Raw genomic sequence first — 22,853 nt, 5'->3', positions numbered from 1 at the left:
CGGCGGGTACGAAGACGGGCACGACCGACGATCGGGACCACCATTCCTCCGCACTCCGCCTCCGCCCCCGCACCCCTCGAGGACAGCGCCGACGAGACGACTCCAGCCGCCGCCGACCACGCCGCCGGAGCGCGCAACGCGTTCGTGGTCGTGTCGAACCGCCTTCCCGTCGACCGCGTCGTCGACGCCGACGGCACCGCCTCCTGGAAGACTTCGCCCGGCGGGCTGGTCACCGCGCTCGAGCCCGTGATGCGCGCCAACGAGGGCGCCTGGGTCGGCTGGCCCGGCGTCGCGGACGAGGAGGTCGCGCCGTTCGAGAACGACGGCGTGCTGATCGTCCCGGTCGCGCTCAGCGCCCAGGAGCTCGAGGACTACTACGAGGGCTTCTCCAACGACACCCTCTGGCCGCTCTACCACGACGTGATCGCGCCGCCCACGTACCACCGCGAGTGGTGGGACGCCTACGTGCGGGTGAACCGCCGCTTCGCCGAGGCCGCCGCCGCGGTCACCGAGCAGGACGGCGTCGTCTGGGTGCAGGACTACCAGCTGCAGCTGGTGCCGAAGATGCTCCGCGAGCTGCGGCCGGACGTCACGATCGGCTTCTTCAACCACATCCCGTTCCCGCCCTACGGCATCTTCGCCCAGCTCCCGTGGCGCAAGCAGATCGTCGAGGGCCTGCTCGGCGCCGACGTCATCGGCTTCCAGCGCCAGGGCGACGCGGGCAGCTTCCTCCGCGCGGTCCGCCGGCTGCTCGGCTACGACACCCGCAGCACCGTCGTCGAGGTCCCGGTCGAGGACGACGCGGTCGACGGCACCCGCCGGGTCAACCGCTCGCGCCGCGGTGCCAGCGTCCGGCCGGTGGTCGCCCGGCACTTCCCGATCTCGATCGACGCCGACGCCTTCGAGGCGATGGCGCGCACCCCCGAGATCCAGGAGCGGGCGCGGCAGATCCGCTCCGACCTGGGCGACCCCGAGACCGTCATGCTCGGCGTCGACCGCCTCGACTACACCAAGGGCATCGGCCACCGGCTGAAGGCGTTCGGCGAGCTGCTGGCGGACGGGCGGCTCAGCACCAAGGACGCGGTGCTCGTGCAGGTCGCGAGCCCCAGCCGTGAGCGGGTCGAGACGTACAAGCAGCTGCGCGACGACATCGAGCTGCAGGTCGGCCGGATCAACGGCGACTACGGCACGATCGGCAACCCGGCGATCAGCTACCTGCACCACGGCTACCCGCGCGAGGAGATGGTGGCGCTCTACCTCGCCGCCGACGTGATGCTGGTGACGGCGCTGCGCGACGGGATGAACCTGGTCGCGAAGGAGTACGTCGCCTCCCGCTTCGACAACGACGGCGTGCTCGTGCTGAGCGAGTTCACGGGCGCGGCTGACGAGCTCAAGCAGGCCGTGCAGATCAACCCGCACGACATCTCCGGGCTCAAGGACGCGATCGAGAACGCGGCCCGCATGCCCCGCGCCGAGCGTAGCCGCCGCATGCGGGCACTGCGCCGCCGGGTGCTCGAGAACGACGTCTCGCGCTGGTCGGCGAGCTTCCTCGACGCGCTGAGCGAGCACGCCGCGGGCCAGCAGCTCGACGTGCGGCCGGCCGCTCGGGGCCAGGAGGCACCGCTCGGCCAGGAGGCGGAGCACCACGAGGACGGCGTCCGCGGTCGCGCGGCCGAGGACGCGCACCACGAGACGGCGGAGGCGACGCGATGACCATCGTCACCCCGACCCCGGGCGAGCACCTGCCCGGTGTGCCCGACCGCCTCGTCGCCGCGCTGCACGAGCTCGCCGCGACCGGCCGCCTGCTGGTGGCGCTCGACTTCGACGGGACGCTCGCCCCCGAGGTCGACGACCCTGCGCACGCCCGCGCGCTGCCCGAGGCGCGCGAGGCCGTGCTCCGGCTGCTCGCGCTGCCCGGCACCCGCGTCGCGCTGGTCTCCGGACGCGCGCTCGGCAGCCTCGAGGAGGTCGCGCAGCTGCCCGACGAGGCGCTGCTGGTCGGCTCGCACGGCATCGAGATCCGTCTCGACCCGGGCGACGACGCCGTCCGCCTCGACGAGACCGAGCTGGCGAAGGTCGGCGTGCTCGAGGACGTGCTGAAGGGCATCGCCCGCGGGATCGACAACGTCTGGATCGAGGACAAGCCGGCCGGCTTCGCCCTGCACACCCGCCTGGCCACCGACCGGCACAGCCGCGTCGCGCACGTCGTCGCCCTGTCGGAGGCGCGCGCCGAGGTCGAGGGCGTCACCGTCCGCGAGGGCAAGAACGTCCTCGAGTTCTCGGTCCGCTCGACCACCAAGGGCGAGGCCGTGCAGCACCTGCGCCGCTACACCGGCGCGACCGCCGTGCTCTACGCGGGCGACGACGTCACCGACGAGGACGCCTTCGCGGTGCTCGGCACCGGCGACGTCGGCGTCAAGAGCGGCGCGGGCACGACCTCCGCCGCCTACCGCGTGCGCGGCCCCGAGCAGATCGCCCACGTGCTGTCGCTCCTCGCCGACTTCCGCGCCACCGCGGGCTGAACAGCGCCGGTCGATCCGTCACGAACGGTCGGCGCGAGGCTCCGGACCCGACCGTTCGCGACGGATCGGGGCGACTGACACGACCGTTCGCGACGGATCGGGCCGCGCTCGGCAGCGCCGGAGCATCGCGCGCGAGGCGGTAGCCTCGTCACATGCCGGAAATCGATTGGAAGCCTCGTTCGCGCACCGTCACGGACGGCATCGAGGCCACGACGTCGCGCGGGATGCTGCGCGCCGTGGGAATGGGCGATGACGACTGGGAGAAGCCCCAGATCGGCATCGCGTCGTCCTGGAACGAGATCACCCCCTGCAACCTCTCGCTGGAGCGCCTCGCGCGCAGCGCGAAGGAGGGCGTGCACTCGGGCGGAGGCTACCCGCTGCAGTTCGGCACCATCTCCGTCTCGGACGGCATCTCGATGGGCCACGAGGGCATGCACTTCTCGCTCGTCTCGCGCGAGGTCATCGCCGACTCCGTCGAGACCGTGATGATGGCCGAGCGCCTCGACGGCACCGTCATGCTGGCCGGCTGCGACAAGTCGCTGCCCGGCATGCTGATGGCCGCCGCGCGCCTCGACCTCGCCGCCGTCTTCGTCTACGCCGGATCGATCGCGCCGGGCTGGGTCAAGCTGTCCGACGGCACCGAGAAGGACATCACGATCATCGACTCCTTCGAGGCGGTCGGCGGCGTCAAGGCCGGGATCATGTCCGAGGAGGACGCCAAGCGCATCGAGTGCGCCTTCGCCCCGGGCGAGGGCTCGTGCGGCGGCATGTACACCGCGAACACGATGGCCAGCGTCGCCGAGGCGCTCGGGATGAGCCTGCCCGGCTCCGCGTCGCCCGCCGCGGCCGACCGCCGCCGCGACTACTTCGCCCGCAAGTCGGGGGAGGCGGTCGTCGAGCTGCTCCGCAACGGCACCACCGCGCGCGACATCCTGACCAAGGAGGCGTTCGAGAACGCGATCGCCGTGGCCATGGCCTTCGGCGGCTCGACCAACGTCATCCTGCACCTGCTCGCGATCGCCAACGAGGCCGAGGTCGACCTCACGATCGACGACTTCAACCGCATCGGCGACACGATCCCGCACATCGGCGACCTCAAGCCGTTCGGCAAGTACGTGATGAACGACGTCGACCGCCACGGCGGTGTCCCCGCCGTGATGAAGGCCCTGCTCGACGCGGGCCTGCTGCACGGCGACTGCCTCACCGTGACCGGCAAGACCGTCGCCGAGAACCTCGCGGCGATGGACATCGCGCCGCTGGACGGCGAGGTCATCCGCACCCTCGACAACCCGATCCACGCCACCGGCGGGCTGACCGTGCTCAAGGGCACGCTCGCTCCCGAGGGCGCGGTCGTCAAGACGGCCGGCTTCGACGCCTCCGTCTTCGAGGGCCCCGCGCGGGTCTTCGAGCGCGAGCGCGCCGCGATGGACGCGCTGACCGACGGCGTCATCAAGAAGGGCGACGTGGTGGTCATCCGCTACGAGGGCCCCAAGGGCGGCCCCGGGATGCGCGAGATGCTGGCCATCACCGCCGCCATCAAGGGGGCCGGGCTCGGAAAAGATGTACTACTGTTGACCGACGGACGATTCTCAGGCGGCACAACCGGCCTGTGCATCGGCCACATAGCTCCCGAATCGGTGGACGCAGGTCCCATCGCATTCGTTCGCGACGGAGACCCGATTCGGGTCGACATCGCCGCTCGATCGATCGACCTACTCGTCGACGAATCCGAGCTCGCCGCCCGCCGAGAAGGCTGGGCGCCCCTCCCTCCGCGCTACACCCGCGGTGTCCTCGCCAAGTACGCCAAGCTCGTCCGCTCGGCCGCCGAGGGCGCCACCACGGGTTGATCCCGGCCCGCTCGGGCCGGCCGCGCACACGCGCCTCCCGGACACCGGTCGCTCCCTCTCCGTTCTCCGAGCCCCCAGTGCCCGCCGCCGCATCACGCTTCGAAGGAATCGACACCCGCATGACCCCGGACCCGTCCGCCGTGCCCAGCGCACCGACACCCCAGCCACCCCGCACCGCCGCGTCCGCGCCGGCGGTCGCGCCCGTCGCCGAGTCGCTCACCGGAGCGCAGGCGGTCGTCCGCTCGCTCGAGATGCTCGGGATCGAGGACGTCTTCGGCCTGCCCGGCGGCGCGATCCTGCCCGTCTACGACCCGCTGATGGACTCGTCGAAGATCCGCCACATCCTGGTCCGCCACGAGCAGGGCGCCGGCCACGCGGCCGAGGGCTACGCCGCGGCGACCGGCAAGCTCGGTGTCTGCATCGCGACCTCCGGTCCCGGGGCGACGAACCTCGTCACGGCGATCGCGGACGCCTACATGGACTCCGTGCCGATGCTCGCGATCACCGGCCAGGTGTTCTCGACGCTGATGGGCACCGACGCGTTCCAGGAGGCGGACATCGTCGGCATCACGATGCCGATCACGAAGCACTCCATCCTGGTCACGCGCCCCGAGGACATCCCCTCGGCGCTCGCCTCCGCCGTGCTGATCGCGACGACGGGCCGCCCCGGCCCCGTGCTCGTCGACATCACGAAGGACGCGCAGCAGGACACCGCGCCGTTCAGCTGGCCGCCGAAGATCGACCTGCCCGGCTACCGCCCGGTGACGAAGGCGCACGGCAAGCAGATCCAGGCCGCGGCGCAGCTGCTGGCCGAGGCGAAGAAGCCGGTGCTCTACGTGGGCGGCGGCATCATCCGCGCCCGTGCTGCGGCCGAGCTCCTGGCGTTCGCCGAGGCCTGCGGCGCTCCCGTCGTCACGACGCTGATGGCGCGCGGCGCGTTCCCGGACTCGCACGAGCAGCAGCTCGGCATGCCCGGCATGCACGGCACCGTCCCCGCGGTGCTCGCACTGCAGGAGTCGGACCTGATCCTGGCGCTCGGCTCGCGCTTCGACGACCGCGTGACCGGCAAGGCGGCGCTCTTCGCCCCGAACGCCAAGGTCGTGCACGTCGACATCGACCCGGCCGAGATCTCGAAGATCCGCACGGCCGACGTGCCGATCGTGGGCGACCTCAAGGACGTCCTGCCGGACCTCACCGACGCGTTCGCGAAGGCGATCGACGGTGCCGCGCCCGACACGGCCGACTGGTGGACCTACCTCAAGGGCCTGCAGGAGGAGTTCCCGCTCGGCTACACCGAGCCGGTCGACGGCCTGCTCTCCCCGCAGTACGTGATCAAGCGGATCGGCGAGATCACCGGTCCCGAGGGCGTCTTCGCCTCGGGCGTCGGACAGCACCAGATGTGGGCGGCCCAGTTCATCAAGTACGAGCGCCCCAACTCGTGGCTCAACTCCGGCGGCGCCGGCACGATGGGCTACTCCGTGCCCGCGGCGATGGGCGCCAAGGTCGGCGAGCCGGACCGCACGGTCTGGGCGATCGACGGCGACGGCTGCTTCCAGATGACCAATCAGGAGCTCGCCACCTGCACGATCAACGACATCCCGATCAAGGTCGCGGTGATCAACAACTCCTCGCTCGGCATGGTGCGCCAGTGGCAGACCCTGTTCTACGAGGGCCGCTACTCGAATACCGACCTCAACACGGGGCACGACACCGTCCGGGTGCCGGACTTCGTGAAGCTCGCGGAGGCCTACGGCGCCCTGGGCATCCGGGTCACCAAGCCGGAGGAGATCGACGCGGCCATCGAGCTGGCGATCGCCACCAACGACCGGCCGGTCGTCATCGACTTCGTGGTCAGCCGCGACTCCATGGTGTGGCCGATGGTCCCGCAGGGCGTCTCGAACAGCTACGTCCAGTACGCCAGAGACCACAGCCCGACCTGGGACGACGAGGAGTAGACCGCATGACCCACCACGTTCTCTCCCTGCTCGTCGAGGACAAGCCGGGACTGCTCACCCGCGTCGCGGGGCTGTTCGCGCGTCGCGGCTTCAACATCGAGTCGCTGGCCGTCGGGCCGACCGAGCTCGAGGGGCTCTCGCGCATCACGGTCGCCGTGGACGTCGAGGACCTCCCGCTCGAGCAGGTGACCAAGCAGCTGAACAAGCTGATCAACGTCATCAAGATCGTCGAGCTCGACCCGGACCAGTCGGTGCACCGCGAGCACCTGCTCGTGAAGGTGCGCGTCGACAACGTCACCCGCTCGCAGGTGCTCGAGGCCGTGAACCTCTTCCGCGCCCGCGTGGTCGACGTCGCGACCGACGCCCTGGTGATCGAGGTCACCGGCGACTCCGGGAAGACCACCGCGTTCCTCCGGGTCATCGAGCCCTACGGGATCAAGGAGATCGCCCAGTCGGGCCTGCTGGCCATCGGCCGCGGCTCGAAGTCGATCACCGAGCGCGTCTTCAAGAACTGACGGCTCCGCGCCGTTCCCCCTGCTCCGCCCACTCCATCCACAGAAAAGGAAGCATCACGTGACCGAGCTCATCTACGACGCCGACGCCGATCTCTCCATCATCCAGTCCAAGAAGGTCGCGATCGTCGGCTACGGCTCGCAGGGCCACGCCCACGCGCAGAACCTCCGCGACTCCGGAGTCCAGGTCGTCATCGCTCTCAAGGAGGGGTCGAAGTCGACCGCCAAGGCGGAGGACGACGGCTTCGAGGTCAAGAGCGTCGCCGACGCCGCCGACTGGGCCGACCTGATCATGATCCTCGCGCCGGACCAGCACCAGCGCGCCATCTACAGCGAGCAGATCGCGGACAAGCTGACCGAGGGCAAGACGCTCGCCTTCGCGCACGGCTTCAACATCCGCTTCGGCTACATCGAGGCCCCCGCGGGCGTCGACGTGATCCTGATCGCGCCGAAGGCCCCCGGCCACACCGTGCGCCGCGAGTTCGTCGCCGGCCGCGGCATCCCGGACATCATCGCCGTCGAGAACGACGCGACCGGCACCGCCTGGGAGACCGCGAAGTCCTACGCGAAGGCCATCGGCGGCACCCGCGCCGGCGTCATCAAGACCACCTTCACCGAGGAGACCGAGACCGACCTGTTCGGCGAGCAGGCCGTGCTCTGCGGCGGCACCTCGCAGCTCGTCCAGTACGGCTTCGAGACCCTCGTCGAGGCCGGCTACCAGCCCGAGATCGCCTACTTCGAGGTGCTGCACGAGCTCAAGCTGATCGTCGACCTGATGTGGGAGGGCGGCATCGCCAAGCAGCGCTGGTCGGTCTCCGACACGGCCGAGTACGGCGACTACGTGTCCGGCCCCCGCGTCATCGACCCCAGCGTCAAGCAGAACATGCAGGCGGTGCTCGGCGACATCCAGAGCGGTGCCTTCGCGAAGCGCTTCATCGCGGACCAGGACGCGGGAGCGCCCGAGTTCCAGGAGCTGCGCGCCAAGGGCGAGAAGCACCCGATCGAGGAGACCGGCCGCGAGCTGCGCAAGCTCTTCGCCTGGAAGCAGACCGACGAGGACTACACCGACGGCAGCGTCGCGCGCTAGTCGCCCGCACTGACGGACGTTCGGAGCCCCGGACCGTCGACGGACACCGCTTCTGCGGTGGACGTCGGCGGGGCCGGGGCTCCGTCGCGTCCGAGGGGGGCGGTCCGTGTCGGTCGGGCGCCGTCCTTCATGCCGGTCGGGCGCCGCATCTCATGCTGGTCGAGTAGCCGCGCAGCGGCGTATCGAGACCCGCCGTCTTCCGCAGGGCGGGTCTGCAGACCCTCGTTCCGGCGCTGGTGGATCTCGATACGCCCGCTGCGCGGTCCACTCGATCTGCATGATTCGCGAGCGGACGCAGAACGGGCGCTGAGCTCGGCGCCGGCCCCTGCCCGCGTCCACTCGACACCTGCGCGTCAGTCGAGTCGACCCGTCTCGGGCCCTGCTGCTCGGCCGGAGCCCGTCTCGGGTCGACTCGCATCGGGCCTCGCTCCACGGTGGGCGAGCAGGCCAGGAGCGGCGTCTCGAGACCTGAAGTCGTCGTGAGGGCGGGTCCGCAGGGTCGGCGTCTGAAGCTGGGGGATCTCGATACGCCCGCTCTGCGGGCTACTCGATCAGCATGAGGGGGGCGTTCCTCGGATGCACTCCATCCACGGTGGTCTGAAGCTGGGGGATCTACTTGGAAGACACGCCCGCAGACATGCTGGTCGAGTAGCCCCGCAGGGGCGTATCGAGATCCGGCGTCGCCAGCACGGGTGGTCTGCAGGCCGTCGTTCTGGCGCTGGTGGATCTCGATGTGCCCGCTGCGCGGGGTGCTCGATCAGCATGCGCGGCCTGCGTGGGCTCCACGGGGGAGCTCACGGGGTACGCGGGTAGCGTCGGGCGGATGGAGCGACGGGCACGGCGGCTGCGGCAGTGGGACGAGGGCGTGGCGGCGGCGCGGGACGGGCTGTCGTACGAGGTGTCGGCGGGGATCGTGCTGTGCGGGGTGGCCGGGGGTGGGCTCGCTGCGGCGCTCGCGCTGGCGTCCGGGGGGATCCTCGAGTCGGCGCCGGTCGCGCTGCGGACGGTCACGGCGCTGGCGCTCGCGCTGATCGCGGGGACGGTGCTGGTCGCCACGGCGTCGGCGATGCGCCGGCGGACCGAGGCGGCGGCGGCGCGCTACACGCGTGCGGCCTGGCCCGTGCCCGCCGATCTCGACCGGGACGACCTCGCCGAGACCGCTGATCTGCCCTTCGACGTCCGGCTCGCGGAGGACGCCCTCTCGCCGGCTGATCTGGCGGGGATCCTCGCACCGTCGCGCTCGGCGTGGTCCGAGGCGCGGGGGAGAGCCGCCGCGCAGGGTCTGCGGGCCCGCTCCGCGCTGTTCTCGGTGCTCTCGCTCGTCGTCGTCGTCATCGCGGTGGTCGGCCTGCTGCTGCTGCTCTCGGCCGTCGCGTTCGACGGCTCGGAGGGGCTCCTCGTCTCCGCGGCCGTCGTCATCGCGGTCGGAGCAGGGGCCGGGATCGGCTCGTCGCAGGGGAACGGCCTGCTCCTGGCCGTCGTCCGCTCCTCGGACGCTCAGCTGGCGCGGAGCCGGCGCCTGCTGGTCGAGCTCTGGCCTGGGGACCTGGAAGAGGGACCGCTGTCGGTGCGCGGCGGGGTCGCGGCGATCGACCGGCGCCGGCTGCGGGGTGCCTCGCGCAGGGCGGTGCCGCCCGGCGCGGCGGCCGCGCGGGTGGCGCCGATCGTGATGCTCGCGTGCGCGCTGCTGCTGGCGACCGTGCTGCCGCTGCTGTCCTAGCGCCGCCCCGCGGGGTGCGCCGGGGCGGGGTCGCCCGTGACCGCGCGTCAGGCGGCGGTGTCGCGGGCGAGGCGGCGCAGGCCGCCCTTCGGCGGGACGAGCACGGGCTCGGGCCAGCGCGGCGCGAGGTGGTCGCCGAGCGTCACCCGGCGGATCTTGCGGCCGACCAGGGGGAGCACCCAGTCGTGCGCCCAGCGGTACTGGTCGCGGAGCAGCTCGCGCGGGGTCAGCGGCTCGGGAGCGTCCCAGGGGCCGGTGGAGATCGTGTGCGGGACGCCCAGGGTGTCCAGCACCTGGGCGGCGAGGACGCGGTGCCCGCGCTTGGAGAGGTGCATCCGGTCGCTCGACCACATCGCGGGCTCCCGGAACGCCTGCATCCGCCAGTAGTCGACGAGGACGGCGCCGCGCTCGCGGGCGATGCGGCGGACGGCGCTGTTGTAGACGCGGTTGCGCTTGACGAACATCCGCGGCGCGGGCAGCCCGGGGATGTCGAAGCCGGTGAAGAGCACGAGCGAGGCGCCCGTCGTCGCCAGCGCGTCGACCAGGTGCTCGTAGCCGTCGATCAGGACGCGCATGTCGGTGCCGAGGTCGAGGATGTCGTTGCCGCCGGCGTAGAGGGTCACCAGGGTCGGCCGCAGCTCCAGCGCGGGCGCGAGCTGCTCGGCGGTGATCTGCGCGAGCCGCTTGCTGCGGATGGCGAGGTTGGCGTACTCCCAGCCGGGCTCGGCGCGGGCGAGGCGGTCGGCGACGCGGTCGGCCCAGCCGCGGACGCCGTTGGGCAGGAGCCGGTGCGGATCGCCGACGCCCTCGGTGAAGGAGTCGCCGATCGCGACGTAGCGGCGCCGGGCGCCCTCGTCGGCTGAGCCCTCGTCCGCTGTGCCCTCGTCCGCCGCGCGCGCGTCCGTGCCGGAATGCTCCCCCATCCCGGAAGGGTCGCCCGCGGGGGAGGCCGGGCGGTGTCCGCGCGGTGGCGGGGAGGTGTCGGGGTGCTCCGAGACGACTGCGAGGGACGCGCGGCTAGGGTGTTGCGGTGATCGACAGCAGACCCGAGGACGACCGGGACGACGACGCGCTCAGCTGGGCGGGCGAGGGCGGCGACCCGACGCTGGTCGCCGGCGACGGGACCGTGCGGCGGAAGGCGCCGCGGGCGGTCCGCTCGGCCCCGGAGGAGCGGGCGGCGCGCGAGGGCGACGTCGACGAGCTGCCGGAGGAGCTGCGCGAGGACGACGACGGTGAGCTCGGGGACGACGAGCCGGACGAGGAGCGCGACGCCGCCGACGCGGCGGCCGCCTCCTCCGTGCTGCTGGTCGCGATGGGCGTCGCGGCGGGCCTGTACCTCCTCTCGACGATCGGCTGGATGATCACCGCGACCCGGCAGAACGCCACGATCGCCGCGACGTTCGCGGGCGACGCGCTCGGCGGCGGGCTCTACGGGCTCGGGCTCTGGCTCGCGGTGGCCGGACCGGCCGCCTGGTTCGCCGCGGTGCTTCTGGGCACGCGGAACGCACGGACGAGGACCCGGGTCCTCTGGCTGATCGCCGGGCTGATCCTGCTGGCACCCCTCCCGTTCCTGAAGGGCGCGTGATGAGCGACACCCCGGGCACCGACACCCCGTCCACTCCCACCCCGTCCGCTGACTCCGCCTCGACGGGCGGCACGGCGAAGGCGACCCTGGGCGGCACCGGCCGGCGCGACGGCCGGCGCAAGCGCCTTCTGCTCTCGGTGGTGATCGCCGCGGTCTTCGCGCTCTTCTTCGCCTGGGACGTCTGGGAGGGGATCGGCAACCTCGTCGGGCTGCGCATTGCGGCGGCCCGCCTCGGCACTGACCTGAGTGGCACCGGCTGGGTCGTCCTTTCGCTGCAGCTGGTCGTGCCCGTGGTCTGCTTCGTGCTTGCGCTGCTCCTAGGCAGACGGCGGCCGCTCGCGGTCCGGGCTGGTCTGCTGCTGGTCGCGCTTTGCCTCTCAGCCGCCATCGCCCTCGACCTGCAGACCGTGTTCGGGGAAACCAGTCTTCTCGACCTGGGCTGACGTAATCCGGGCTCGGACGGGGTCGCAGAGTGCGCCGCCGCTCGCCACCGAGAGCGGGCGTCACACGGCCGGGGACGGCTGCGGCCCTCCGCTACAGTGGCGGGGGCTCCACCGGCCCCTGTGCTCGGTGCCCGCTCCGTCCCCTCCCCGAAGGAAGCGCCTCTCGTGACTAAGCCGGTCGTCCTGATCGCCGAAGAACTCTCGCCCGCCACCGTGGACGCCCTCGGTCCCGACTTCGAGATCCGCTCCGTGGACGGCACCGACCGCCCCGCGCTGCTCGAGGCGCTCGGCTCGGCCGACGCGATCCTGGTCCGCTCTGCGACGCAGGTCGACGCCGAGGCGATCGCTGCGGCGCCCTCGCTCAAGGTCGTCGCGCGCGCGGGCGTGGGCCTCGACAACGTCGACATCACGGCCGCGACCGCCGCCGGCGTCATGGTCGTGAACGCGCCGACCTCGAACATCATCTCGGCGGCCGAGCTCACCGTCGGCCACATCCTGAGCCTCGCCCGTCACATCCCGGCCGCGCACAGCGCGCTCGCGCAGGGCCTCTGGAAGCGCTCGAAGTACACCGGCGTCGAGCTCTACGAGAAGACCGTCGGCATCATCGGCCTCGGCCGCATCGGCGCGCTGATCACCGCGCGCCTGCAGGCCTTCGGCGTGAACGTCGTAGCCTACGACCCCTACGTCACCAGCGCCCGCGCGCAGCAGCTCGGCGTGACGCTCCTGCCGCTCGAGGAGCTGCTCGCGCAGAGCGACTTCATCACCATCCACATGCCGAAGACCCCGGAGACCACCGGGATGATCTCGGACGAGCAGCTCGCGCTGATGAAGCCGACCGCGTTCCTGGTGAACGTCGCCCGCGGCGGGCTGATCGACGAGGATGCGCTGCACCGCGCGCTCGTCGCCAAGACCATCGCCGGCGCCGGGCTCGACGTGTTCGTGAAGGAGCCGCCGACCGACTCGCCGCTGCTCGCCCTCGAGAACGTGGTCGTCACTCCGCACCTCGGCGCGTCGACGGACGAGGCGCAGGAGAAGGCCGGTGTCTCGGTCGCGAAGTCGGTGCGCCTCGCGCTCTCGGGCGAGCTCGTGCCGGACGCGGTGAACGTGGCCGGCGGCGTCATCGACCCCTACGTCCGCCCGGGCATCCCGCTGGTGGAGAAGCTGGGCCAGGTCTTCTCCGGCCTCGCGTCCTCGCCGGTGACGTCGATCGACGTCGAGGTGCGCGGCGAGCTGGCCGGTTTCGACGTCAAGGTGCTCAAGCTCGCGGCGCTCAAGGGCGTCTTCAGCAACGTGGTGTCGGAGACGGTGTCGTACGTCAACGCGCCGGTGCTCGCGGAGCAGCGCGGCATCGAGGTGCGGCTCATCACGGACGCGGTCTCGGACGAGTACCGCAACGTGATCACGCTCCGCGGCGCTCTCTCGGACGGCTCGCAGATCTCGGTCTCGGGCACGCTGACCGGCACCAAGCAGGTCGAGAAGCTCGTCGCGATCAACGGCTACGACGTCGAGGTGCCGCTCGCGAAGCACCACGTGGTGATGAGCTACGTCGACCGGCCCGGCATCGTCGCGGTGTACGGGCGCGAGTTCGGTGACGCCTCCGTCAACATCGCGGGGATGCAGATCGCGCGCACCGAGGCGGGCGGCAAGGCCCTCTCGGTGATCACGATCGACTCGCCGGCGCCGGACGGACTGCTGGAGAAGGTGCGCATCGCGATCGACGCCGACCTCATGCAGGAGATCGACATCACCGAGTAGGTCCGAGCGCGGCGGAGGAGACGGCAGCATGGAGCGCAGATTCGCCCAGGTCGACGTGTTCGGCGCGGAGCCGTTGCTCGGCAACCCGGTGGCGGTGGTCGTCGACGGCGACGGCGTGTCCGACGCGTCGATGGCCGCCTTCGCGCGGTGGACGAACCTGTCGGAGACGACGTTCCTGCTGCCGCCGACGACGCCCGAGGCCGACTACCGGCTGCGGATCTTCACGCCGCGGCGCGAGCTGCCGTTCGCGGGGCACCCGACACTCGGCAGTGCGCATGCGTGGCTCGCGGCCGGCGGAGTGCCCCGCGAAGCCGGGGTGCTGGTGCAGGAGTGCGCGGCCGGGCAGGTGCGGCTGCGGGTGATGCCGGGGGCGATCGCGTTCGCGGCGCCGCCGCGGCAGCGCACCGGGCCGGTGGACGAGACGACGCTCGAGCGCGCGGCGGCGGCGCTGGGGCTGGCGCGCGCGGAGATCCTCGGGCACGAGTGGGCCGACAACGGGCCGGGCTGGCTGGCGCTGCGGCTGGAGTCGGCGGAGCGGGTGCTCGCGATCCGGCCGGAGTCGGCGCGGCTCGGCGGGCTCGCCGTCGGCGTCGTCGGGCCGCATCCCGCGGGGGCGGAGTGCGCGTTCGAGGTGCGGGCGTTCATCCCGGACGCGGGCGTGGCGGAGGATCCGGTGACGGGCAGCCTGAACGCGGGGATCGCGCAGTGGCTGATCGGGGCCGGGCTTGCGCCCGAGCGGTACGTCGCGGCGCAGGGGACGGCGATGGGGCGCGCCGGGCGCGTGCTCGTGGAGCGCGTCGGCGACGACGTGTGGATCGGCGGGGCGACGGCGACGCTGATCGAGGGGACCGTGCGGCTGTAGGCGGCGGGTCTCGATACGCCGGCCTGCGGCCGGCTACTCGACCAGCATGTCTGCCGGCATGGCATGGCGTGGCGTGGCAGCGCTGGGCAGGCGCGGCAGCGGCTGCTCCTTGCATGCTGATCGAGTAGCCCGCGGAGCGGGCGTCTCGAGATCCGGCGTGCTGGCGACGGTGGGTCTCGATACGCCGTCCTTCGGACGGCTACTCGACCAGCATGACTGCGGCGGGCGCGCTTCATGCTGATCGAGTAGGCCGCGGAGCGGGCGTATCGAGATCCGGCGTGCTGGCGGTGGTGGGTCTCGATACGCCGTCCTTCGGACGGCTACTCGACCAGCATGCTCCGCGTCCTTCGGACGGGTACTCCTCGGGGGTCAGCTCGGGAGGAGGCGGGCGATGACGGCGAGGACGTCGGCGGCCTCGCCGCGCGGGCTGTCGCCGGTGGGGAGCAGGGCGGAGTTGTAGTACAGGCCGTCGCTCAGCAGGACGATGGCGCGGGCGACGAGGGGGTCGCCGACGGCCTCGGCGACGACGGCGTACCAGCTGTCGTGGATGCGGGCGAGGCCGGCGCTCGCGCGCTCGTCGTGGCCCTGGGCGACGCGCGAGACGGCGAGGATGGTGCGGTCGAAGGGGGTGTCCGCGGCGAACGAGGTGCGGATCAGGTACGGCACGACGCCCTCGTCGGACGTCCGGATCCGGTCGATGTCCTCGGCGAGGCGGTCGTCCAGGCGTCCGACGAGTCCGTCGACGAGGGCGTCCTTCGAGGGGAAGTGGTAGAGCAGCCCGCCCTTGGAGACTCCGGCGGCCTTCGCGACGGCGTCGAGGGTGGCCGAGCGCTCGCCCTGCTCGATCAGCAGGGCCTCGAACGCGTCGAGGACGCGGTCGCGGGCGGGGGCGGCGGGCATGGGCTCCATCCTAGGGACGGATCCCGGTTCCGCTCCTGGCTACTGTACCGGCTGGACGGTATACTCGGTCGCGATCACTCCGTTCGAAAGAGAGCACCACTGTGTCCGCCCGCACCGCATCCGTCGCCACCGTCACCACCACCGGCCGAGCCGCCGTCGAGCCCGACGGACCTCGCGTCGGCCGCCGCGCCTGGTTCGCGCTCGCGGTGCTGATGCTGCCGGTGCTGCTCGTCTCGGTCGACAACACCGTCCTCAACTTCGCGCTGCCGCTGATCGCCGAGGACCTCGGGCCCTCCGGCACCGAGCTGCTCTGGATCGTCGACGCCTACCCGCTCGTGCTCGCCGGACTGCTGGTGGCGATGGGCAGCCTCGGCGACCGGGTCGGCCGGCGGAAGCTCCTGCTGATCGGCGCGGTCGGCTTCGCGGTCGTCTCCGTCGCCGCGGCCTTCGCGCCGACGGCCGGCGCCCTGATCGCCGCCCGCGCCGCACTCGGTCTCTTCGGCGCGACCCTGATGCCCTCGACCCTCTCGCTCCTGCGCAGCCTCTTTCCGAACCGCGACCAGCGCCGGATGGCGATCGCGATCTGGGCGACCGGCTTCGCGGTCGGCTCCGCCGTCGGTCCGCTGGTCGGCGGCGTGCTGCTGGAGAACTTCCCCTGGGGCTCCGTGTTCCTGCTCGCGGTGCCGGTGCTGCTGCCCCTGGTGGTGCTCGCGCCGATCCTGGTGCCGGAGTCGCGCGACCCCAAGCCCGGGCCGGTCGACGTCGTCAGCATCGTGCTCTCGCTCGCGACGATGGCGCCGATCGTCTACGCGATCAAGTCGGCCGCCGAGCACGGGATCGACGCGGTCGCGGTGCTCTCGCTCGTGGTCGGCGTCGTCAGCGGCGTGCTCTTCGTGCGCCGGCAGCAGCGCCGCGAGGTGCCGATGCTCGACCTCTCGCTCTTCCGCCGCGGCTCGTTCAGCGCGGCCATCCTGGTCAACCTGCTCAGCGTGGTCGCGCTGGTGGGCGGGCTGTTCTTCGTCTCGCAGCACCTCCAGCTCGTGGTCGGCCTCTCGCCGCTCGAGGCGGGGCTGGTGCTGGTGCCGGGACTCGTGGTGATGATCGGCGCGGGGCTCGGCGTGGTGCCGATCGCCCGGCGGATCTCGCCGCGGATCGTCGTGCCGGCCGGACTCGTGATCTCGGCGGTCGGCTACGCGCTGCTCGCGATCGGCAGCGCGGCGCCCGGCGGCGCCTCCGCGCTGACCGTCGCGGTCTCGTTCGCCTTCCTCGGCCTCGGGATCGGCGCGGCCGAGACCGTCTCGAACGAGCTGGTGCTCGCGAACGCGCCCGCCGACAAGGCCGGGTCCGCCTCCGCGGTGTCGGAGACGGCGTACGAGCTGGGCGCGGTGCTCGGCACGGCGACGCTCGGCACGGTGCTGACGGCCGCCTACCGGAGCGGTGTCGTGCTGCCCGAGGGCCTCGACGCCGGGCAGGCGCAGCGCGCGGGGGAGACCCTGGGCGGTGCGGTCGCGGTCGCGGGCGAGATCCCGTCCGAGTCGGCGTCCAGCCTGCTCGCCTCGGCCGGAGCCGCGTTCGACGCGGGCGTCGGCTGGTCGGCCTGGATCGGCGTCGGACTGGTGCTGCTCGCCGGTGTCGTCGCGGCCTGGCGCCTGCGCCGGAGCTGACGCGGCGCGACCGGCGCGGGCGGCGGCCCGAGAGTACGCTGGGCTGGTCTCCTGCCCCGCACGCTCGAGTGCTCCGCACGCCCCCGTGCTCGCACGCTCCGTGCCCACACCCCGTGCTCCCGCACGTCTGAGGACCGCCATGACCCGCACCGTGAAGCTCGCCGTCATCCCCGGAGACGGGATCGGACCGGAGGTGATCGCCGAGGCCGTGAAGGTCCTCGACGCCGTCACCGCCGACTCCGACCTGGTGATCGAGAAGACGCCGTTCTCGCTCGGCGCCGGCCGGTACCTCGAGACCGGCGACGTCCTCGCCGACGAGGACCTCGCCTCGATCAGCGCGCACGACGCGATCCTGCTCGGCGCCGTCGGCGGCGTGCCCGGTGACCCGCGCCTCAAGGACGCGAACATCGAGCGCGGGCTGCTGCTGCGCCTGCGCTTCGCGCTCGACCACTACGTCAACCTCCGCCCGACCCGCCTCTACGCGGGAGTGCCGTCGCCGCTGTCGGCGCCCGGCGAGGTCGACTTCGTCGTCGTCCGCGAGGGCACGGAGGGTCCGTACGTCGGCAACGGCGGGTCGATCCGCCAGGGGACGCCGCACGAGATCGCCAACGAGGTCTCGGTGAACACGGCCTACGGCGTCGAGCGCGTCGTCCGGCACGCCTTCGAGCTGGCCCGCAAGCGCCGCTCGAAGCTGACGCTGGTGCACAAGACGAACGTCCTGGTCTTCGCGGGCTCGCTGTGGAAGCGGCTCGTGGACGAGGTGGGGGCCACCTACGAGGACGTGGCCGTCGACTACCTCCACGTGGACGCGGCGACGATCTTCCTGGTGACCGATCCTGCTAGGTTCGACGTCATCGTCACCGACAACCTGTTCGGCGACATCCTGACCGATCTGGCCGGCGCGATCAGCGGCGGCATCGGACTCGCGGCCTCGGGCAACATCAACCCCGACGGCGCGTTCCCCAGCATGTTCGAGCCGGTCCACGGATCCGCGCCCGACATCGCCGGGAAGCAGCTCGCCGATCCGACCGCCGCGATCCTGTCGGTGGCGCTGCTGCTCGACCACCTGGGTCGCGGCGACGAGGCCGCCCGCGTGACGGCGGCCGTGACCGCCGACATCGAGTCGCGCGACGGCACCCCGCGCTCCACGGCCGCGATCGGCGACTCCGTCGTCTCGCGGCTCCGCTGACCCTCCTCTCCGGCCCCCGCCCCTGGGCCCCACGCCACTCCAGGAAGAACCCCTCATGACCGACATCCTCTCCGCGCAGGACCTCGCCTTCGAGGTGACCGCCAACCCCGCGCCCCGCTCCGACGAGGAGCGCGCCCGCATCCTCGCGAACCCCGGCTTCGGGGTCCACTTCACCGACCACATGGTCGACATCCGCTGGTCGCGCGCCGATGGCTGGCACCAGCCGCGCGTCGAGCCGTACGGACCGATCCAGCTCGACCCGGCCGCGGCCGTGCTGCACTACGCGCAGGAGATCTTCGAGGGGATGAAGGCCTACCGCCACGCGGACGGCTCGATCTGGACCTTCCGCCCCGAGGCGAACGCCGGCCGGCTGCAGCGCTCCGCCCGCCGGCTCGCGCTGCCCGAGCTGCCGACCGAGCTGTTCGTCGAGTCGCTGCGGCAGCTGATCGCGGCGGACGGCGCGTGGGTGCCGTCCGAGCCGGAGACGAGCCTGTACCTGCGGCCGTTCATGTTCGCCAAGGAGGCGTTCCTCGGCGTGCGCGCGGCCGAGGAGGTCGGCTACTACGTGATCGCGAGCCCGGCCGGCGCCTACTTCTCCGGCGGCGTGGCCCCGGTGTCGATCTGGCTGTCGACGTCCTTCGCCCGCGCGGGCAAGGGCGGCACGGGAGCGGCGAAGACCGGCGGCAACTACGCCTCGTCGCTGCTGCCGCAGCAGGAGGCGTACCAGCACGGCTGCGCGCAGGTTCTCTTCCTCGACTCGCAGGAGTCCCGCTGGATCGAGGAGCTCGGCGGCATGAACGTGGTGCTGGTGAAGAAGGACGGCACGCTCGTCACACCGGAGTCGGACTCGATCCTCGAGGGGATCACCCGCGACAGCGTGCTGCAGCTGGCCGAGGACCGCGGCCACCGCGTGGAGCGCCGCCAGGTGTCGATCGACGAGTGGCGCGACGGGGTCGAATCCGGCGACGTGGTCGAGGTGTTCGCCTGCGGGACCGCGGCGGTCATCACGCCGATCGCCGAGCTCAAGGGTGACGGCTTCTCGGTGGGCCACGAGGGCGCGCCGGCCGGCGCGCTGACGATGTCGCTGCGCGAGGAGCTGACCGACATCCAGTACGGACGTCGCGAGGACACGCACGGCTGGATGACGAGGTTGGACGCATGAAGATCGCACGATTCGCCACGCAGCGCTCCGGGGACAACGGGGGCGCGATCCACTTCGGGATCCTGGACGAGGACGACCTGGTCGTGCTCGCCGGCGACCCGATGTTCGCGGGCTTCGAGACCACGGGGGAGCGGATCCCGCTCGCCGAGGCGAAGCTGCTCGCGCCGGTGATCCCGCGCTCGAAGGTGATCGGGATCGGCAAGAACTACTCCGACCACGCGGCCGAGATGGGCGGCGACGCTCCGGCCGAGCCGCTGATGTTCCTGAAGCCGAACACCTCGGTGATCGGGCCGGACGAGGCGATCGTGCTGCCCGAGGACAGCCAGCAGGTGGAGTTCGAGGGCGAGCTCGCGATCGTGATCGGCGCGATCGCGAAGAACGTGCGGGCGGAGGACTACGAGGACGTCGTCTTCGGCTACACGATCGCGAACGACGTCACGGCGCGCGACCTGCAGAAGTCGGACGGGCAGTGGGCGCGGGCCAAGGGCTACGACACGTTCTGCCCGATCGGGCCGGTCATCGAGACCGAGTTCGTCTGGAACGAGAGCGCGCTCGAGACGCGGGTGAACGGGCGGCGGCTGCAGTCCGGGAACACGGGCGACATGATCCACGGGGTGCCCGAGATCATCGCGTACGTGTCGCGCGTGTTCACGCTGCTGCCGGGCGACATCATCTTGACCGGGACGCCGGCGGGCGTCGGGCCGATCGCGAACGGCGACACGGTCGCGATCGACATCGAGGGCATCGGCACGCTCTTCAGCCCGGTGGTGTCCCGGGGCTGACGCGTCTCCGCGAGATGCCACTTGTGCACGCTTCTCACGGCGTGTCGCGTACGCAAGTGGCATCTCGCGGGCGGTGACGGGCTCGGCTCAGTCGGCGGAGGCGCGGTCGTCGGTGACGGGGCCGTCGGTGTCGTCGGGGAGGTCGGCGTCGCCGGAGACGGTGTCGCCGGCGCTGTCGCCCTCCGTGACGGTGTCGGAGACGCCGCGGTCGATGGCGGTGCCACCGGGAGCGGCGCCCGCGGCGCTGGCGTCGGTCGCGTCCTCGCCGGGCAGCACGGTCTGGGCGCCGCCGGTGTTCGGGGTCAGGTCGGACTCCTGCTCGGGCAGGTCCTCGTTCACGTTCTCGGGCACGGGGGCTCCTCTCGTCGGTGGATCCATCCGAGCACGCGGGTGGTCGCGGGCGGCAGGGTCTTGACACGTTCCGGCGGTGGGCGGGTCTCGATACGCGCCTCCGGCGCTACTCGACCAGCATGATCCGAGCGCGGTGACTGCTGAACGAGCAGCCGCCTTCATGCTGATCGAGCAGTTGCCTGCATGCTGATGAGCGGCTGTCTTCATGCTGATCGAGTAGCCCGCGGAGCGGGCGTATCGAGATCCACCAGCGTCGGAACAGAAGTCTGCAGGCCCGCCCTGCTGAGGACGGCGGGTCTCGATACGCGCCCGCGGCGCTACTCGACCAGCATGGGTCGGCAGCGGCGCTACTCGACCACCATGGGGGCACTCCAGCGCTCTGCGACCAGCATGAGGCGGGGTGACGGCTTCACCGTGCTCCCCGGAGCTGTCAAGCGGAGACGCTCGGCGAGGAGGGAGTCGTAGCGTCGAAGCATGAGCTCGTCCCGCACGACCCGCAGTTCCGATACCACCGCCACGAAGAAGGCCACTGCCACGAAGATCGCCGCCGCCGAGAAGAGCCGCGCGAAGAAGACCGCTACAGCCCAGAAGACGACCGCGAAGACGATCACGCGCGGCAGCGTCGACCGGATCGCCCGCGAGGACTTCGGCTGGACGTCGCTGCTGCCGGGGCAGCGCGAGGCGATCGAGTCCGCCGCGGCCGGCCGCGACACGCTGCTCGTCCTCGCGACGGGCGGCGGCAAGTCAGCCGTGTATCAGATCGCCGGTGCCGAGCGCGGGGGCGTCGTGCTCGTCGTCTCGCCGCTGGTCGCGCTGCAGGCCGACCAGCTCGCCTCGATCGCGGCCGCGCCGGCCGCGCCGCCCGCCGTCGCCATCAACTCCGCTCAGGGTGCCGCCGCCGTCGCGCGCGCCTGGGAGCGCATCGACGAGGGCGGACCGCTGTACGTGCTGCTCGCTCCGGAGCAGCTGGCCAAGGAGGAGAACGTCGCGCGGCTCGCCGCGGCCGGCGTCTCGCTCCTCGTCGTCGACGAGGCGCACTGCGTCTCCTCCTGGGGTCACGACTTCCGCCCGGACTACCTGCGGCTGAAGGACGTCCGCAGCGCGCTGGGCGAGCCGCCGGTGCTCGCGATGACCGCGACCGCCTCCCGTCCGGTGCGCGAGGAGATCATCGAGCGGCTCGGCATGACCGACCCCGAGGTGCAGGTGCACGGCGTCGACCGCCCCGAGATCCGGCTCGTGGTGCACCGCCACGAGAGCGAGAACGAGAAGCGCGCGGCCGTGGTCGAGGAGGCGCGCAGCTGGACGGCGCCGGGGCTCGTCTACGTGGCCACGCGCAAGGAGACCGAGACCTATGCGGCGGAGATCGCGGACTCGGGCCGGAGCGTCGCGGCCTATCATGCGGGGCTCAAGACGAGCGAGCGGCGCGAGGTGCACGAGCGCTGGCGCGACGGCGACCTCGACGTGGTGGTCGCCACCTCCGCCTTCGGAATGGGGATCGATCGCGCCGACGTGCGCTACGTGCTGCACGCGACGACGACCGAGTCGCTGGACGCGTACTACCAGGAGATCGGGCGCTCGGGGCGCGACGGCGAGCCGGCCACCGGTGCGCTGCACTACCGGCTCGAGGACCTGGGGCTGCGCCGCTTCTTCGCCAAGCGCCGGGTCGAGCCGGCCGCGCTGCGCGTGGTGTGGGCGGCCGTGTCCGACAAGCCGGGCGTGCAGGTCGCTGAGCTGGCGGAGGCGCTGGGCAAGTCGCCGCGCACCGTCGCGCGGTTGGTGAATGACCTCGCCGAGGCGGATCTGCTGGAGACCGACGGCGGGCTGCGGGCCGTGAGCGACGCGAGCGGCGACGACGCGGTGCGCGCGGTGAAGGAGGAGCTCTCCTCCCGCGAGCGGATCGCCGAGTCGCGGCTGTCGATGATGCGGGCGTATGCCGAGACGACGCAGTGCCGTCGGCGCGTGCTGCTCGACTACTTCGGGGTCGAGGGTCCGGAGTGGTGCGGCAACTGCGACGGCTGCGAGCGGCACGAGGCGCGCCAGGAGACGGCCGACGAGGCGGCGTCCGCGGCTCCCTCCGACGCACCGTTGAGCGTCGACGAGGCCGTCGAGCACCGCGAGTGGGGTGCCGGGACCGTCATGAGCGTCGAGGACGATCGCGCGACGATCTTCTTCGAGACGGAGGGGTACAAGGTGCTGTCGTTCGCGGCGCTGGAGTCGGGCGTGCTGAAAGAGCGGGAGGCCGTCTCGGCCTGAGTGCGGGCGGGGCGGGTCTCGATACGCCGTCCTACGGACGGCTACTCGACCGGCAGGGAAGGGACCGTCGTCAGTGCAGGAAGCGTCTCGTCCCGGAGGCGGCCTCCATGCTGATCGAGTAGCCCGCGCAGCGGGCGTATCGAGATCCACCTGCGTCAGGAGACCGGGTCTGCAGACCGTCGTGCTGAGGACGGTGGGTCTCGATACGCCCCTTCGGGGCTACTCGACCAGCATGAAGCGGGCGCCGCACCGCAGGTGCGACCT

At 72.1% G+C, this 22,853-nt stretch carries 19 protein-coding genes; 16 read left to right on the top strand and 3 right to left on the bottom strand.

The features are described from left to right. Positions 1–144 precede the first annotated feature (144 nt). The 7 genes from HQQ86_RS08330 to HQQ86_RS08300 all read left to right on the top strand — a co-directional run bounded on the left by HQQ86_RS08330 (position 145) and on the right by HQQ86_RS08300 (position 9,643). Positions 145–1,713, top strand: a complete 1,569-nt coding sequence (locus HQQ86_RS08330; protein WP_367948594.1) for a trehalose-6-phosphate synthase — start codon at positions 145–147, stop codon at positions 1,711–1,713. Beyond that, on the top strand, positions 1,710–2,522 hold the full coding sequence (gene otsB / locus HQQ86_RS08325) for a trehalose-phosphatase (protein ID WP_173287687.1): 813 nt from the start codon (positions 1,710–1,712) through the stop codon (positions 2,520–2,522). The genes HQQ86_RS08330 and otsB overlap by 4 nt, the downstream gene beginning before the upstream one ends. A gap of 152 nt (positions 2,523–2,674) precedes the next feature. Continuing rightward, complete coding sequence (gene ilvD / locus HQQ86_RS08320; RefSeq protein ID WP_173287686.1) at positions 2,675–4,369, top strand: dihydroxy-acid dehydratase; 1,695 nt, start codon at positions 2,675–2,677, stop codon at positions 4,367–4,369. Between the two features lie 119 nt (positions 4,370–4,488). Further along, positions 4,489–6,324 carry an acetolactate synthase large subunit gene (locus HQQ86_RS08315; RefSeq protein ID WP_173287685.1) on the top strand — a complete coding sequence of 612 codons (1,836 nt, stop codon included), beginning with the start codon at positions 4,489–4,491 and terminating at the stop codon, positions 6,322–6,324. 5 nt (positions 6,325–6,329) lie between these two features. Then, complete coding sequence (gene ilvN / locus HQQ86_RS08310; protein ID WP_123447978.1) at positions 6,330–6,839, top strand: acetolactate synthase small subunit; 510 nt, start codon at positions 6,330–6,332, stop codon at positions 6,837–6,839. A gap of 58 nt (positions 6,840–6,897) precedes the next feature. Continuing rightward, positions 6,898–7,923: a ketol-acid reductoisomerase gene (gene ilvC / locus HQQ86_RS08305; protein WP_173234962.1), complete on the top strand. Its 1,026-nt coding sequence runs from the start codon at positions 6,898–6,900 to the stop codon at positions 7,921–7,923. Between the two features lie 823 nt (positions 7,924–8,746). After that, positions 8,747–9,643, top strand: a complete 897-nt coding sequence (locus tag HQQ86_RS08300) for a hypothetical protein (protein WP_173287684.1) — start codon at positions 8,747–8,749, stop codon at positions 9,641–9,643. 47 nt (positions 9,644–9,690) lie between these two features. Here HQQ86_RS08300 and HQQ86_RS08295 read toward each other — a convergent pair whose 3' ends face one another. Next, complete coding sequence (locus HQQ86_RS08295) at positions 9,691–10,566, bottom strand: SGNH/GDSL hydrolase family protein (protein ID WP_173287683.1); 876 nt, start codon at positions 10,564–10,566, stop codon at positions 9,691–9,693. A 107-nt stretch (positions 10,567–10,673) separates the two neighbouring features. Between HQQ86_RS08295 and HQQ86_RS08290 the strand changes: the two genes are divergently transcribed. From HQQ86_RS08290 to HQQ86_RS08275, 4 genes are all read left to right on the top strand, one after another. Further along, positions 10,674–11,228 carry a hypothetical protein gene (locus tag HQQ86_RS08290; protein ID WP_173287682.1) on the top strand — a complete coding sequence of 185 codons (555 nt, stop codon included), beginning with the start codon at positions 10,674–10,676 and terminating at the stop codon, positions 11,226–11,228. Further along, positions 11,228–11,671, top strand: coding sequence for a hypothetical protein (locus tag HQQ86_RS08285; RefSeq protein WP_173287681.1), 444 nt, complete (start codon positions 11,228–11,230; stop codon positions 11,669–11,671). The genes HQQ86_RS08290 and HQQ86_RS08285 overlap by 1 nt, the downstream gene beginning before the upstream one ends. A gap of 165 nt (positions 11,672–11,836) precedes the next feature. After that, on the top strand, positions 11,837–13,426 hold the full coding sequence (gene serA / locus HQQ86_RS08280; protein ID WP_173287680.1) for a phosphoglycerate dehydrogenase: 1,590 nt from the start codon (positions 11,837–11,839) through the stop codon (positions 13,424–13,426). 28 nt (positions 13,427–13,454) lie between these two features. Beyond that, the gene (locus HQQ86_RS08275; RefSeq protein WP_173287679.1) at positions 13,455–14,288 is read left to right on the top strand and encodes a PhzF family phenazine biosynthesis protein; all 834 of its coding nucleotides are present in this window, start codon (positions 13,455–13,457) and stop codon (positions 14,286–14,288) included. Positions 14,289–14,657: 369 nt separating this feature from the next. On the opposite strand, the gene HQQ86_RS08270 is transcribed toward HQQ86_RS08275, so the two are convergent. Further along, the gene (locus tag HQQ86_RS08270; RefSeq protein WP_123447970.1) at positions 14,658–15,188 is read right to left on the bottom strand and encodes a TetR/AcrR family transcriptional regulator; all 531 of its coding nucleotides are present in this window, start codon (positions 15,186–15,188) and stop codon (positions 14,658–14,660) included. Positions 15,189–15,289: 101 nt separating this feature from the next. Between HQQ86_RS08270 and HQQ86_RS08265 the strand changes: the two genes are divergently transcribed. From HQQ86_RS08265 to HQQ86_RS08250, 4 genes are all read left to right on the top strand, one after another. After that, positions 15,290–16,852, top strand: a complete 1,563-nt coding sequence (locus HQQ86_RS08265) for an MFS transporter (RefSeq protein ID WP_367948593.1) — start codon at positions 15,290–15,292, stop codon at positions 16,850–16,852. A 139-nt stretch (positions 16,853–16,991) separates the two neighbouring features. Further along, a complete protein-coding gene (locus HQQ86_RS08260) occupies positions 16,992–18,041 on the top strand; it encodes a 3-isopropylmalate dehydrogenase (protein ID WP_173287678.1) in 1,050 nt (349 codons plus the stop codon). 55 nt (positions 18,042–18,096) lie between these two features. Beyond that, the gene (locus HQQ86_RS08255) at positions 18,097–19,203 is read left to right on the top strand and encodes a branched-chain amino acid aminotransferase (RefSeq protein WP_173287677.1); all 1,107 of its coding nucleotides are present in this window, start codon (positions 18,097–18,099) and stop codon (positions 19,201–19,203) included. Beyond that, positions 19,200–19,985 carry a fumarylacetoacetate hydrolase family protein gene (locus tag HQQ86_RS08250; protein WP_173287676.1) on the top strand — a complete coding sequence of 262 codons (786 nt, stop codon included), beginning with the start codon at positions 19,200–19,202 and terminating at the stop codon, positions 19,983–19,985. Before HQQ86_RS08255 ends, HQQ86_RS08250 begins: the two co-directional genes overlap by 4 nt. A gap of 87 nt (positions 19,986–20,072) precedes the next feature. Here the strand turns inward: HQQ86_RS08250 and HQQ86_RS08245 are convergent, their stop codons facing one another. Next, on the bottom strand, positions 20,073–20,336 hold the full coding sequence (locus tag HQQ86_RS08245) for a hypothetical protein (RefSeq protein ID WP_123447966.1): 264 nt from the start codon (positions 20,334–20,336) through the stop codon (positions 20,073–20,075). Between the two features lie 474 nt (positions 20,337–20,810). Between HQQ86_RS08245 and HQQ86_RS08240 the strand changes: the two genes are divergently transcribed. Further along, entirely contained in the window at positions 20,811–22,589 is a 1,779-nt protein-coding gene (locus HQQ86_RS08240) for a RecQ family ATP-dependent DNA helicase (protein ID WP_173287675.1), read from the top strand. The last annotated feature ends 264 nt before the right edge of the window (positions 22,590–22,853 follow it).

Source organism: Rathayibacter sp. VKM Ac-2857 (genome assembly GCF_013205025.1).
Taxonomy (GTDB): domain Bacteria; phylum Actinomycetota; class Actinomycetes; order Actinomycetales; family Microbacteriaceae; genus Rathayibacter.
Note: the sequence above shows the minus strand (reverse complement) of the source record. Positions and strands in the feature narration are given on the sequence as shown.

Coding starts and splice junctions, on each gene's coding strand:
- HQQ86_RS08275 (WP_173287679.1), top strand. CDS start 13,455: ATGGAGCGCAGATTCGCCCAGGTCGACGTGTTCGGCGCGGAGCCGTTG.
- HQQ86_RS08260 (WP_173287678.1), top strand. CDS start 16,992: ATGACCCGCACCGTGAAGCTCGCCGTCATCCCCGGAGACGGGATCGGA.
- ilvD (WP_173287686.1), top strand. CDS start 2,675: ATGCCGGAAATCGATTGGAAGCCTCGTTCGCGCACCGTCACGGACGGC.
- HQQ86_RS08250 (WP_173287676.1), top strand. CDS start 19,200: ATGAAGATCGCACGATTCGCCACGCAGCGCTCCGGGGACAACGGGGGC.
- ilvN (WP_123447978.1), top strand. CDS start 6,330: ATGACCCACCACGTTCTCTCCCTGCTCGTCGAGGACAAGCCGGGACTG.
- otsB (WP_173287687.1), top strand. CDS start 1,710: ATGACCATCGTCACCCCGACCCCGGGCGAGCACCTGCCCGGTGTGCCC.
- HQQ86_RS08300 (WP_173287684.1), top strand. CDS start 8,747: ATGGAGCGACGGGCACGGCGGCTGCGGCAGTGGGACGAGGGCGTGGCG.
- HQQ86_RS08240 (WP_173287675.1), top strand. CDS start 20,811: ATGAGCTCGTCCCGCACGACCCGCAGTTCCGATACCACCGCCACGAAG.
- HQQ86_RS08295 (WP_173287683.1), bottom strand. CDS start 10,566: ATGGGGGAGCATTCCGGCACGGACGCGCGCGCGGCGGACGAGGGCACA.
- HQQ86_RS08270 (WP_123447970.1), bottom strand. CDS start 15,188: ATGCCCGCCGCCCCCGCCCGCGACCGCGTCCTCGACGCGTTCGAGGCC.
- HQQ86_RS08315 (WP_173287685.1), top strand. CDS start 4,489: ATGACCCCGGACCCGTCCGCCGTGCCCAGCGCACCGACACCCCAGCCA.
- HQQ86_RS08285 (WP_173287681.1), top strand. CDS start 11,228: ATGAGCGACACCCCGGGCACCGACACCCCGTCCACTCCCACCCCGTCC.
- HQQ86_RS08255 (WP_173287677.1), top strand. CDS start 18,097: ATGACCGACATCCTCTCCGCGCAGGACCTCGCCTTCGAGGTGACCGCC.